This is a genomic window from Leptogranulimonas caecicola (assembly GCF_023168405.1).
In the GTDB taxonomy this organism is placed as follows: Bacteria; Actinomycetota; Coriobacteriia; order Coriobacteriales; family Atopobiaceae; genus Leptogranulimonas; species Leptogranulimonas caecicola.
Genome location: NZ_AP025285.1, coordinates 230,477 through 242,811 on the forward strand (window position 1 = coordinate 230,477; position 12,335 = coordinate 242,811).

The 12,335-nt window shown below is 59.9% G+C and carries 11 protein-coding genes and 1 other RNA gene; all 12 read left to right on the top strand.

Annotated features, from left to right (window positions below; genetic code table 11):
* Positions 1-34 precede the first annotated feature (34 nt).
* Positions 35-2,776 carry a preprotein translocase subunit SecA gene (gene secA / locus OR601_RS01015; RefSeq protein ID WP_265591885.1) on the top strand — a complete coding sequence of 914 codons (2,742 nt, stop codon included), beginning with the start codon at positions 35-37 and terminating at the stop codon, positions 2,774-2,776.
* Positions 2,777-3,883, top strand: a complete 1,107-nt coding sequence (prfB, locus tag OR601_RS01020) for a peptide chain release factor 2 (protein ID WP_265591886.1) — start codon at positions 2,777-2,779, stop codon at positions 3,881-3,883.
* Positions 3,880-4,824 carry a YitT family protein gene (locus tag OR601_RS01025; protein WP_265591888.1) on the top strand — a complete coding sequence of 315 codons (945 nt, stop codon included), beginning with the start codon at positions 3,880-3,882 and terminating at the stop codon, positions 4,822-4,824. Before prfB ends, OR601_RS01025 begins: the two co-directional genes overlap by 4 nt.
* A gap of 250 nt (positions 4,825-5,074) precedes the next feature.
* Positions 5,075-5,371, top strand: coding sequence for a PTS sugar transporter subunit IIB (locus tag OR601_RS01030; RefSeq protein WP_136012160.1), 297 nt, complete (start codon positions 5,075-5,077; stop codon positions 5,369-5,371).
* Positions 5,372-5,445: 74 nt separating this feature from the next.
* Positions 5,446-6,456, top strand: coding sequence for a cell division ATP-binding protein FtsE (gene ftsE / locus OR601_RS01035; protein WP_265591890.1), 1,011 nt, complete (start codon positions 5,446-5,448; stop codon positions 6,454-6,456).
* Positions 6,443-7,369 (top strand): permease-like cell division protein FtsX, encoded by a 927-nt coding sequence (ftsX, locus tag OR601_RS01040; RefSeq protein ID WP_136012161.1) that lies wholly within the window; start codon positions 6,443-6,445, stop codon positions 7,367-7,369. The genes ftsE and ftsX overlap by 14 nt, the downstream gene beginning before the upstream one ends.
* A 195-nt stretch (positions 7,370-7,564) precedes the next feature.
* Positions 7,565-9,601 carry a ribonuclease R family protein gene (locus OR601_RS01045; RefSeq protein WP_265591891.1) on the top strand — a complete coding sequence of 679 codons (2,037 nt, stop codon included), beginning with the start codon at positions 7,565-7,567 and terminating at the stop codon, positions 9,599-9,601.
* The gene (locus tag OR601_RS01050; RefSeq protein WP_265591892.1) at positions 9,598-10,479 is read left to right on the top strand and encodes a tetratricopeptide repeat protein; all 882 of its coding nucleotides are present in this window, start codon (positions 9,598-9,600) and stop codon (positions 10,477-10,479) included. The genes OR601_RS01045 and OR601_RS01050 overlap by 4 nt, the downstream gene beginning before the upstream one ends.
* A 2-nt stretch (positions 10,480-10,481) precedes the next feature.
* Positions 10,482-10,964 (top strand): SsrA-binding protein SmpB, encoded by a 483-nt coding sequence (gene smpB / locus OR601_RS01055; protein ID WP_265591893.1) that lies wholly within the window; start codon positions 10,482-10,484, stop codon positions 10,962-10,964.
* Between the two features lie 79 nt (positions 10,965-11,043).
* On the top strand, positions 11,044-11,553 hold the full coding sequence (locus OR601_RS01060) for a flavin reductase family protein (protein ID WP_265591894.1): 510 nt from the start codon (positions 11,044-11,046) through the stop codon (positions 11,551-11,553).
* A 131-nt stretch (positions 11,554-11,684) separates the two neighbouring features.
* Positions 11,685-11,840 carry a rubredoxin-like domain-containing protein gene (locus tag OR601_RS01065; protein WP_136012164.1) on the top strand — a complete coding sequence of 52 codons (156 nt, stop codon included), beginning with the start codon at positions 11,685-11,687 and terminating at the stop codon, positions 11,838-11,840.
* 118 nt (positions 11,841-11,958) lie between these two features.
* Positions 11,959-12,328, top strand: a transfer-messenger RNA (tmRNA) gene (ssrA, locus tag OR601_RS01070).
* Positions 12,329-12,335 lie beyond the last annotated feature (7 nt).

A 12,335-nucleotide genomic window follows, 5' to 3' on the forward strand; every position in this document is an offset into this window, starting at 1 on the left:
GGATGGCAATTCGTTTCGAAAGGGATAGATACCCATGCCCGGACTGTTTTCAAAGATTCTTTCGATGGGTTCTGATAAAGAGCTCAAAGAATTCCAAAAAGTGGCGGATCGCGTCAACGCACTGGCTCCTACCTATGCAGCCATGAGCGATGCAGAGATTGCCGCCATGACTCCCAAGTTCAAGGAGCGCCATGCCAATGGCGAGTCTTTGGACGATCTTTTGCCTGATGCCTTCGCGGCAGTGCGAGAGATGTCTGAGCGCACCATTGGCATGCGTCACTTCGACGTGCAGGTCATTGGCGCCATCGCGCTTCATCGTGGCATGATCGCAGAGATGAAAACCGGCGAAGGCAAGACGTTGGTCTCCACTCTGGCTGGCTACCTTAACGCTCTGGATGGGCAGGGCGTTCATATCGTGACCGTCAACGACTACCTGGCCAAGCGCGACTCCGAATGGATGGGTCGCCTCTATCGTGCCATGGGCATGAATGTGGGCTTGCTGCAAAACGGCATGCCGCTGGCTGCCAAACACCCGGCCTACGATGCAGATGTTACCTATGGCACCAACTCTGAGTTTGGCTTTGATTACCTGCGCGACAATATGGTGACCCAAGCTTCTCGCCGTGTGCAGCGCGGCCATCACTACGCCATCGTGGACGAGGTCGACTCCATCCTTATCGACGAGGCTCGTACCCCTCTTATCATCTCTGGCGCGGGGAGCAAGTCCGCCTCCCTCTATCGCGACTTCGCACGTGCAGTGCGTGGTTTGACTCCCGATGAGGACTTCGAGATGGACGAGGCCAAGCACACCATTATGGCCACTGACGAGGGCTTGAAGAAGATCGAGAACCGCTTGGGTATTGAGATCTATGGAGATCTGGCAGGCCAGATGGTCAATCACCTCCAGCAAGCGCTCAAGGCCGAGTACATGTTCCATCGCGATCAGCAGTACGTGGTCACCAACGGCGAGGTAAAGATCGTCGACGAGTTCACCGGCCGCATTATGGAAGGCCGCCGCTACTCCGATGGCCTTCACCAGGCCATCGAGGCAAAAGAGAACGTCAAGGTGCTCGAAGAGAACCAGACGTTAGCCACCATCACACTGCAAAACTACTTCCGCCTCTACGACAAGCTCTCTGGCATGACCGGTACGGCCATGACAGAGGACGGCGAGTTCCGCGAGATCTACCACCTGCCGGTTCAGGAGATCCCCTCCAACCGCCCCGTGATTCGCGAGGATCACGATGACCAGGTCTATCGCACCATCGAGCATAAGTTCAATGCCGTGGCCGACGACATTCAGCGTCGCCATGAGAAGGGACAGCCGGTGTTGGTAGGCACTGTCACCATCGAGAACTCCGAGCGCCTCTCTAACCTTCTGGACAAGCGTGGCATCGAGCACGAGGTGCTCAACGCGAAGTTCCATGAACGCGAGGCTCAAATCGTCGCTCAGGCAGGTCGTGAGGGTGCAGTCACCATTGCTACCAACATGGCTGGTCGTGGTACCGACATCTTGCTGGGTGGCAACCCCGAGGTGTTGGCTGAGGATATCTTGGTGGACAAGGGCATTGAGCTCGATGTGGCCACCGATACCGAGCGCGACGAAGCTCTGGCTGAGGCTAAGAACATCTGCGCCGCCGAGCGTGAGCACGTGGTGGATGCCGGCGGTCTTTGCGTCATTGGCACTGAGCGTCATGAGTCCCGCCGTATCGACAACCAGCTCCGCGGCCGTTCTGGCCGTCAGGGCGATCCGGGTGAGACCCAGTTCTATCTGTCGCTGGAAGACGACCTAATGCGTCTGTTCGGTGGGGATCGCATGGATCGCATTGGCACCATGATGCAGCGCTACGACATGCCTGATGACATGCCGTTGCAAGCCAAGATGGTCACCAAGGCCGTCGAAGGCGCCCAGCGCAAGATCGAAGAGATCAACTTTGGCATGCGTAAGAACGTTCTTGACTACGACGACGTCATGAACGAGCAGCGTAAGGTGGTCTACGCCGAGCGCAACCGCATCTTGGATGGCGAAGACCTGGTAGGCCACCTCCAAGAGGTGCTCGATCAGGTGGTGGACAATGCCATCGGTGAGTTCTGCTCCAGCTCCACCTCGGGGGAGTGGGATCTCGAAGGCCTCTCTAGGTGGCTCGAAGAGCTCACGGGCAAAAAAGACCTTCCCGTCTTCGATAGCGAGATGGACCGCGAGCAGGTTACCAAGGTCGTCCATGACTATATCGAGGGCCTCTACGAGCAGCGTGCAGAGAGCCTGGGCGAAGAGGCTATGGCCGATCTCTCTCAGCAAATCATGCTTCGCGTGATCGATCAGCGCTGGATGACCTATCTCCAGGAGATGGATTATCTTAAAACGGGTATTGGCCTACGTGGGTTTGGTCAGCGCGACCCGCTGGTGGAGTACAAACAGGAGGCTTTTCGTGCCTTCCAGCAGTTTGTCGCGGTAATGTACGAGGATTTTCTACGCACCCTGTTGCGTATCGAGATCTCTCGTCGTCCGGCTCCCCAGCCAGAGCCCGACCCTCTGGCTCACGCCACCTTCTCCGGCCCTGCCGAGGTGGATGGCGACCAGGGCAACCAACAGCGTCGTGGACGCATCGCCGCTACCAGCAACATTGCACGCAACGGCGAGGGTTCCAAGCCGCCGGTGCGCAAGCCTTACGTGAAGGCGGAGTCCGGCGACCCCTACGCCGGTGTTGGACGCAATGACCTGTGTCCCTGTGGCTCAGGCAAGAAGTTCAAGAATTGTCACGGAAAGAGGGGCTAAGTGTCCGAGGAGCCTACGGATCTTGTAGCTCTTAACGCACGACTCATCGAGGTGGAGGGATATCTCCATCTCGATGAGAAGCGTGCGCGAGCAGCAGAACTAGAAACTCAGAGCGCCGCTTCGGGCTTTTGGGACGATGCTGATGCTGCGCGGCGCACCATGGAAGAGCTTTCTGGGCTCAAAGAAGACATTTCGGCCATAGAGGCAGCTCGTGTGCTCTTGGATGATGCAGTGGCGGCGAGCGAGCTGGCGCAAGAGACAGATGACGAGGAGCTACGCCAAGAAGCTGAGGCTATGGCCTCGCAGCTAGAAAGCAACCTGTCTGAGCTCGAGCTCACCAGCTGGTTCACCGACGAGTTGGACCATGGTGATGCCATTGTGACCATTACACCAGGTCAGGGCGGCCTCGAGGCCCAAGACTGGGTTGACATGCTGTTTCGCATGTACCTGCGCTACTGTGAGCGGCGTGGATGGAAGGTCCACATCAACGATGCCCCTGCAGGAGATGTCATAGGTCTTGATCGTGCCACCTTCACAGTAGAGGGCAAGAATGCCTACGGTATGCTCCGGGCAGAGCAAGGCGTCCATCGTCTGGTGCGCATCTCTCCTACAGATGCCAAAAAGCGCCGCCAAACTACCTTTGCCGGAGTGGAAGTGCTTCCGGTGTTACCGGACGACATCGAGGTAGAAATCGACCCCGGCGACCTGCGCGTCGACGTCTATCACGCTTCAGGCCCCGGCGGCCAGGGGGTCAATACCACCGACTCTGCAGTGCGCATCACTCACTTGCCCACTGGACTTGTGGTGACCTGCCAAAACGAGCGCAGCCAGCTTCAAAACAAGGCTGCTGCCATGCAAATTCTCAAGGCTCGCCTCTACGAGCAGGAGAAGGCCCGTCGAGAAGCAGAGCTCGATGAGCTTCGCGGCCCCAAGCACGACATCTCCTTTGGTAATCAAATTAGAAATTACGTGCTTTACCCCTTCCAGTTGGTGAAGGATACCCGCACAGGTCAAGAGACCGGCAACGTCTCGGCAGTGCTTGATGACGGCGAGCTGGACCCCTTCATCGTGGCCTACCACCGCTGGGCTTTGGGGCATACCTCATGAGCCGCAAGAAACAGCCGGTAGAAGCCGGTGGGCGCCCGCCCCGGCCTCCGCATAAATCCCGGGCTATGGGACCTGCCGAGAAACGCAAAGTCCTCACAGACGCGCTGCTCATCGTTGTCGGATCTGCGCTCTATGCCTTTGGAGTGGACGCGTTCGCAGTGCCTGAAGGCCTGGCGGCGGGCGGGGTCACAGGCCTTGCCACCATCATCTACGCCTTGGGCGAGCAGGCGGGCTTTGTCATCCCTGTAGGCACCCAAACTCTGGTCATGAACGCCCTGCTCATGGTTTTGGTGGTTAAATCTGGCGGTCTTCGCTATCTGGTCAAGACCATTGCCGGCATCGTTGCCAGCTCGCTCTTTATCGACCTGTTTGCCCCCGTCGTGCCTCCTTTGGGCAACGGCGACCTGCTCCTCTGCGCCCTTTGGGGAGGTGTCACCTGCGGAGCTGGCCTAGGTCTGGTCTTTCGCACCGGCGGCAATACCGGCGGCACAGATATCGTGGCTCAGTTCATGAACCGCCGCCTGGGAATGCCTCTGGGGACTGCCAGCGTGCTGGTGGATGCTGCTATCGTAGTGGCTTCGATTCCGGTGTTCTCCCTGCAAAACGCCCTTTACGCCATGGTGATGATGTATCTCATGGGCCGTGTGCTCGACTTGGTGGTAGACGGTCCCGCCAGCGAAAAGGCAGCCTGGATCATCTCAGAGTGCCACGAAGCCATCGCCTCAGAAATCCTCTATGGGCTGGGTCGCGGCTGCACGGAGATTCAGGCGCGCGGCGTGTGGTCAGGAGCGTCTCATCCCATGCTCTTCGTGATCCTCTCGAACAATGAGGTGGTAACCCTTAAGTCCATTGTCATGGCAGAGGATCCTGAGGCACTGGTGGTAATCTCAGATATTCACGAAGCCTTTGGCGAAGGCTTCCGCTCCATCGACCGCACCTAGGCGTCCCTTCGCCCCTGTAGGGCCGCTACGCTCGGGATGGCCTTATGGTTTTAGAGCGTCGCTGCTACTTGAGGCTGTCTGCCACAAAAGTGCTGTCGTCTGCCGAGAAGGCGTTTCTCGGTAAGGTGCTTTGTAAAAGCCGTGGGTATGGCTCTAGGCAGCTATGTTTGTCCGAAACCCCGTGGTAATGTAGGCAGTTGCCCTCTCATAGGGTTGCACGAGTAACAGTGCGGTTTCGAAGGAGTTGGATATGTACAAGGCGCTCGTAGTGTGTAAGGCGGGCATGGGCTCTTCGATGATGCTCAAGATCAAGGCCGACCAAGTCATCAAGGAGAACGGCTTTCCCATCATCACGCAGCACGGGTCCTTGGACGACATCGACAGCTTTGGCGGCGATCTCATTTTGACCCAGGCTGACTTTGCCGATAAGATCGAGCACCCAAAAGCCTACGTGGCCTCCGTTGACAGCATCCTCAACAAGGACGAGATCAAGAAGGCGCTGGAGGGCTTTTTAGCCACCAAAGACTGGAAGCCTTCGGAACAGTAGCACGGTTGCTTCTCGCCAGCTCGGGCCCTGTGCCATCGAGCTTCACCACCACCGTACGACAAAAGGAGCATTTCGTGGCCAACCACTTTAGGCGTGACGGGGGGCAAGACGCACCTACGCCGGCAGCCTCCCCAAACCCAGCGGCGACCTCTCAGGAGCAGGATCTCTCCGCCGCTCCTCAAAGTCCCGCACCTCACACCGGTTTCACCAATCCCTCCGGCCAGCCGCTCTCGGACACCAATCTTGAGCCTGTCGTGGTAGAGACGGCGCGCACCTCGGTGCAAGAGGGCGCTTTTGACCCTACCGCCCAGCCGGGCTTTACCAGCGTGTTCGCGCCTTTGCGCCCTGCCGAGGACGAGCCGCGCGTCAACCGCACCGGCGACCCCACCATCTCCATGCGCAACGTCACCAAGATCTATCCGGCTCAGCCCAACAAGCCGGCGCTGGAAGACGTCTCGGTAGACATCTATCCTGGTGAGTTCGTCTTTTTGGTGGGCCACTCCGGCTCTGGCAAGTCCACCTTCATCAAGCTGCTCACTCGCGAGCTGCGGGCCACCTCGGGTCAGGTCATTGTGGCCGGCCAGGACCTCACCACCATGCGCAACTGGAAGGTTCCCTACCTGCGCCGCCAGATTGGCTGCGTATTCCAGGACTTCAAGCTTCTGCCCGATAAGACCACCTACGAAAACGTGGCCTTCACGCTGGAGTGCATCGGCAAGCCTCGCTCGGTGATCAAGGCCCAGGTGCCTGAGGTGCTGCGTTTGGTGGGCCTCCAGGAAAAGATGGACATGTTCCCCGACCAGCTCTCCGGCGGCGAGCAGCAGCGCGTGTCTGTGGCCCGCGCCATGGTCAACCGCCCTCCGCTGCTCATCTGCGACGAGCCCACGGGCAACCTCGACCCGGCCATCTCCCTGGGCATCATGAAGCTTTTGGAGCGCATCAACCGCACCGGTACCACCATCCTCATGGCCACCCACGACCGCGAGATGGTGGACTCCATGCGCAAGCGCGTCATCGCCCTAGAGGGCGGCCATGTGGTTCGCGACCAAGAGAGGGGAGGCTACGGCTACTATGGTGCCATCTAACTTTGGGTACTCGCTGCGCGAGGCCGGCCATCACTTTAGGAGGAACCTCTCCACGGCGCTGGGTGCCGTGGTCACCATCTTCCTGTCACTCTTCATCATCGGCGTCTTCATCTTGGGCTCTACCCTCATCAACAACATGGTGGGGTCGGTGGAGGACAAAGTCACCATCCAAGCCTTCCTCTCTGACGAGGCCTCTCAGGATGCAGTAGACGCTCTGCAAAACTCCATCAAGGGCTGGGACAACGTAGAGTCGGTGACCTACAAGTCCAAAGACGAAGCTTTGGAGGAGTATCGCACCACCATGTCCAACAAGAACGCAGCTGCAGCTGTGGATGCGCTGGACGGCCAAAACCCGGTGCCTGCCTCTCTGGTCATCAAGCTCACCGATCCCCAGCAGGTAGCTACCACCGCTCAAAAGCTGGTAAGCGATAGCGACTTCACCGCCATCTGCGACGACCCAGACAATCCCTCTGCCTCCGTCCAGTACGGCCAGGAGACCGTGGAGCGGCTCTTTTCGGTAGCCAACTACATTCGTGTCATCGCGGTGGTCCTGGTCATCATGCTTACCTTTGTGGCCTTCGTCTTCATCAACAACACCATTCGCTTGGCCATCTCGGCCCGTCGCCGCGAGATCGCCATCATGCGTCTGGTGGGTGCGTCCAACGGCTTCATCCGTGGGCCCTTCCTCATGGAAGGCGCACTTGAAGCCCTCTTTGGCGCCATCCTGGCCATCGGCGCGCTGCAGGCCATCATCACGTTCTTGCTTCCCCGCCTGGAGAGCAGCCTGCAGTTCCTGGTGATCACCATCGATCCTCAGGTCACCTGGGTTACCTATGGCGCGCTGCTCTTGGTAGGCCTCATCATCGGCCTCTTTGGCTCTGCCATCGCCATGGGCCGCTACCTCAAGGTCTAGCAGCTTCCTAGGCTTTGGATGTGTTTGGCAGCTCGGCCTGCCGAGAAGCCCTGACACCTCCGCCCTGCGACTCCCCCAAGGGTCGCGGGGCGTTTTTGTGGCACGGAGGGTCCTTTAATTGGGGGGCTGGAGGTGCCCTGCCAGAGGTTAGGGTACACACCCAAAGATTGCGAATTACTGCAGTAAGGAGACGTTATGGCTAAGGGACGCAGCAGTGCTTCAAGAAGGCGTCCGCCTCATACTCGCCGCAAACACCATGGAGCACTCACGGGGACGCTCAAGGTAGTGCGCCCGGGCGCGGGCGAGGTGATCACCGCTGAAGGCACGTTTCCTTTGGCTTCTGGAGGCCTTCGTGAGGGCATGAATGGCGATACCGTGGGAGTGACGGTGTCTGCAGGTCGAGACGGCCACAAGCTGGCCCGAGTGCAAACGGTCATCGAGCGTGCCACCTCGAGCTTTTTGGGCATCTATCAGCCCCTGGATCCTCTGGGAGTGGTGACGCCGCTGGACGAGCGCATACGCCGGGACTTTTTTGTGCTGCCAGACGACCTTTCGGCTGAGAGGCTGGGAGTCGCTGGCAACGATGTGGTGGTGGCACGCATTTTGGAGTACCCCAAGCGTGGAGAAGCCGGCGTGGTGACGCTGGAGGAGCGCGTGGGGGCACCAGAAGAGATCGATGTGGCCATAGAATCGGTCATCGCTCGCCATAGCCTGCCGGTGGCTTTTCCTGCTCGCGCCCAAGAGGAGGCCTCGTGTGTGGTGGCAGATACGCAAGGGGCGTTGGCAGAGCCAGGCACCAGAGATTTGCGCGACCAGTTGCTGGTGACCGTTGACCCGGCTACGGCACGCGACTTTGACGACGCGGTTTTTGCCCGCAAAACCCCGAAGGGCTATGAGCTCACGGTGGCCATCGCCGACGTCACCCGCTATGTGGGATGGGGATCATCCATGGATGTGGAGGCCCGCAAGCGTACCTGCTCTGTCTATCTGGCCGATCGCGTGCTGCCCATGCTGCCAGAAGAGCTCTCTTGCGACGTCTGCTCTCTCAGGCCCGGCGAAGATCGCTGTGCCATGGCAGTGGTCATGGAGCTGGATCGCCAGGGAGCGCTCTTGGACGCCCAGCCTGCCAAGGCAGTCATTTGCTCGGCCGCACGCTTTAGCTATGACCAGGTGGATGCCTTTTTAGACCAGGGAGCGAGTCCCCAAGATCTTGCTGGGGTGGTGCGTCCAGACTCCCAGGAACAGGTGGCTCAGTCCCTAGTGACCCTGGATGAGCTGGCTGCCAAGCGCCGCGCCCTGCGCCATCAGCGTGGTTCTATCGACTTTGCCTCTTCGGAGTCCAAGGTGGAGCTGGACGAGACCGGCACTCCCATTGGCGTGACCGTGCGAACTGCCACCCGAGCCACCAGCCTCATCGAGGAGGCCATGCTCTGCGCCAATGAAGCGGTGGCAGCCATCCTGAGCGCAGCCCGCGTGCCTGCCGCCTTTCGCGTCCACGAGCCACCCTCGCCAGACGATCTGGCCAAGGTGGTGCCCATCTTGGCAGAGTTCGATCTGGTTGATTCCCTCCAAGCCCAGGCCGTGGCTGCCGGCAACCCCTTCGCCATTGAGGGGGTGCTCGAGCGCGCGGCAGGGACTCCCTATGAGCTTTTGGTGTCCACCCTGCTGCTCCGGGCGCAAAAGAAGGCCATCTACCTGCCGAGAAACGACGGCCACTACGCCCTGGGTGCCACTGCCTACTGCCACTTCACCAGCCCCATCAGGCGCTATCCAGATGTAGTGGTGCATAGGGCCCTCAAGGCATGGATGAGCCACCAGACACAGTCGCGCGAGATGCGCCAGCAAGACAAGCTGCTGCCCCAGCTCTGCCGCGACTGCTCCGAGGGTGAACGCACGGCTGCTGCGGCAGAGTACGAGAGCCAGCGGATCAAGATGGCCGAGCTCTACAGCGAGCGCATCGGCGCCATCGAGACCGGTATAGTCAGCGGCTGCGAGCGCTATGGGCTCTTTGTGCGCCTGAGCGCCACCGGCGCCGAGGGTTTGTTGCCGGTGAGGGCCTTGGGCGACCAGTGGTTTACCTATGATGAGAAACACCTACAACTGGTGGGCGAGGACGACGGCCGCCTGTGGCGGCTGGGTCAGCCGGTCGCAGTGCAGGTAAGCGGGGTGGATGTCGAGCGAGGACGCATCGACTTCGCCCTAGCGCCCCAACCCAAGGAGAACCATCGATGAATATAGATCTATCCCAAATGACGGCAGATCTCGTAGCCCAGGAGGCCCTGTTGGCCGCCGGAGACTATGAGCCGGCAGTCCAGGCGCTCACCGCCATGGCGGCTGACGCCGAGGAATACGTGGACCGCAACTGCCCTACCACCGAGCAGGTGCAGTACTTCAGCTTCCCCAGTCTCTTTGACAGGCTTGCCTACCGCCGAGTGGAGCACGACCCTCGCACCTTGAAGCCGGTGGGCGAGCCCTTGGATCGTCTCTATGGAGACCTGGCTTTTGGCCTGGTGGCCACTGGGGACTACCAGGGGGCCATGGGCGCTCTCAAGCATGCGGTGCGCTGGAACCCCATGGGCTGCGGCTACCGCTTGGACTTGGCTGAGCTCTATCGCATCGCCGGAGATGTTCAGGAGTATTTGGCGTTGACCTTCTCGGTCTTTGCCAGGGCTTCTGAGGTCGAGCACCTGCTTCGCGCCTATGTCAACTTTGCCCGCTGGTTTGGCGATACCGGTCGTCCAGACGCCGAGGCAGCCTGCCTGGCATGTGCCCTGCGCTTCGAGACTCCCTATGAGCCGTTGGACGAGCTGGTAGCTGCGGTGGCAGGGACTCCCGCCGATCCAGCTGCCATGGAGTTTGCCGCTGCCAGCCAGCTGGTGGAAGCCGAGGGGCTGCCCGACGGCGCCAACGCAGACATCGTGGTGTGCCTGCTCATGTGCGCGACCGATGCGGCGGCCCAGGGCGATCGGGCCCTCGCCACCCGCTATACCCTCAAAGCCCGCAACCTGGTGGGCGAGGACGCCTGCGCCCTGTTGCTGGATCTTATCCGCAGCTCAGAGACGGCTCCTGACGCCCCTCAACAGGCACCCCAAGACGCCTCTGGAGAGTGAAGATGGCCAAATCAGACAAACCCCAGCGCGCGCTGATTTCCAAGAATCGAGCGGCGCGCCACGAGTATTCCATCGAAGAGACCTTGGAAGCAGGCATTGAGCTCAGGGGAACCGAGGTCAAGAGCCTGCGAGAGCGCTCGGCGCAGATCACGGACGCCTTCGTGCTCATTCGCCGCGGGGAGGCGTGGCTTCACGGTATGCATATTCAGCCTTACAGCCATGGCAACCTTTGGAACGTAGACGCCGACAGGCCCCGCCGCCTGCTGCTTCATCGCCGTCAGATCGACTATCTGGAGGGTAAGCTCAAAGCCAAAGGTACGGCATTGGTGCCCTTGGAGCTCTATTTCGACGAGCATAACCGGGTGAAGGTTCTTATCGGCTTGGGAAAGGGAAAGAAGCTTTACGACAAGCGCGCCGATATGGCAAAACGCGATTCGGACCGCGAGATCGCCCGCGCCTTGAAAGAGCGTAATCGCAGGGCATGACACCATTGGGGCCCGTTTGGGCGCCCAATGTGGGCGGCAGGCTCAAAAGGAGCCTGCGCGAAAGAGAAAGGGTGTGTCAATGATCGATCCCACCACTATGTTCGACTTCACCTACGGCCTCTATGTGGTGTCTGCCACGGGAAAGGAGGGCTCCTCGGGCTGCGTCATCAACACCGCCACCCAGGTGACCGCTACCCCCATCCAAGTGGCGGTCTCGGTGAACAAGGAGAACGTGACCTGCGAGCGCATGCTGGAGGCGGGCCATTTTGCCCTGACGGTGCTGGACAATACCGTGGACATGCCCTTTATCGGCCGCTTTGGCTTTAGGAGCTCCCGCGACATCGACAAGTACGAGGGCATCGATGTGGCCACCAGCGACCTGGGCGACGTCTATGCCACAGACCATGCGTGCGCCATGATCGCAGTGAGGGTCTCGGAGACGCTGGATATGGGCACGCACCTGCTCTTTGTGGGCGAAGTGGTGCAGACCGAGAAGCTCGGGGATGCGGCCCCTCTCACCTATACCGAGTACCACACCACCCTCAAGGGCAAGACGCCTCCCAAGGCTGCAAGCTACGTGGCCAATTGATGAGTTCGAAAAAAGGGGGATGATTTGGGCTGGTCTGGGTAAGCACTACACCAGCAAAGGCGGATAACCGCCCCTGTGATACCGCAGCGCGCCTTTGAGACGCGCCCACGCCACCACAAAGGAGTCTGACTATGGCTGATGAGAAGAAGACCTACACGTTCCGTTGCACCGTCTGTGGCTATGAAGTCACCATCGACGAGCCCGAGCTGCCTGAGGACTACGTATGCCCCGTATGCGGCGTAGGCCCCGAGCTCTTCGAGCTGGTAGAAGAGGACGTCGAGGCCTAGGGTTCGCTTCGAGCCCATCCCCAAGGGTGCGGCCGGCAGCGGTCGGGGCTTCTCGGCTTCTCTTAGATGAGTTGATGATTTATAGGGCATTGTGGTACAATGCCCTTCCTTTTACCAAGGGGGCGACTGGTTTCGACTGGATGGCCCTGAGGCAGGAAGCAAGCCGTGGTCTCCTCGCCACGTTAAACAGGGGTACCGTCAACAATTAATTGACAACAATGAGTTCTCTGGGCAGTATGCCCTCGCTGCTTAGTCTTAACTAACCAGCGCGCCAAAGGCAGGATCGCTTCTGTCCTGCCTGCGGTGTCATCTTAGGAAGCTGCACCTGTGGACGTAGTTGGTATGCCACAGGCTAAGATCGAACCAACTGGAGCGGGGCCCGTGCGTCGTCGCACACGCCCCTCTCGAGACCTTCTCGACGACTGAGCTTGGAGATGCCTGCCAGGGGGCCATGTAGGACCGGAGTTCGATTCTCCGCGCCTCCACCACACATTG

What these genes read in the sequence shown, in the direction of transcription:
- ftsX (WP_136012161.1), top strand. Translation starts at nt 6,443, where the DNA reads ATGGTGCCATCTAACTTTGGGTACTCGCTGCGCGAGGCCGGCCATCAC.
- secA (WP_265591885.1), top strand. Translation starts at nt 35, where the DNA reads ATGCCCGGACTGTTTTCAAAGATTCTTTCGATGGGTTCTGATAAAGAG.
- OR601_RS01060 (WP_265591894.1), top strand. Translation starts at nt 11,044, where the DNA reads ATGATCGATCCCACCACTATGTTCGACTTCACCTACGGCCTCTATGTG.
- OR601_RS01045 (WP_265591891.1), top strand. Translation starts at nt 7,565, where the DNA reads ATGGCTAAGGGACGCAGCAGTGCTTCAAGAAGGCGTCCGCCTCATACT.
- smpB (WP_265591893.1), top strand. Translation starts at nt 10,482, where the DNA reads ATGGCCAAATCAGACAAACCCCAGCGCGCGCTGATTTCCAAGAATCGA.
- OR601_RS01050 (WP_265591892.1), top strand. Translation starts at nt 9,598, where the DNA reads ATGAATATAGATCTATCCCAAATGACGGCAGATCTCGTAGCCCAGGAG.
- OR601_RS01065 (WP_136012164.1), top strand. Translation starts at nt 11,685, where the DNA reads ATGGCTGATGAGAAGAAGACCTACACGTTCCGTTGCACCGTCTGTGGC.
- OR601_RS01025 (WP_265591888.1), top strand. Translation starts at nt 3,880, where the DNA reads ATGAGCCGCAAGAAACAGCCGGTAGAAGCCGGTGGGCGCCCGCCCCGG.
- OR601_RS01030 (WP_136012160.1), top strand. Translation starts at nt 5,075, where the DNA reads ATGTACAAGGCGCTCGTAGTGTGTAAGGCGGGCATGGGCTCTTCGATG.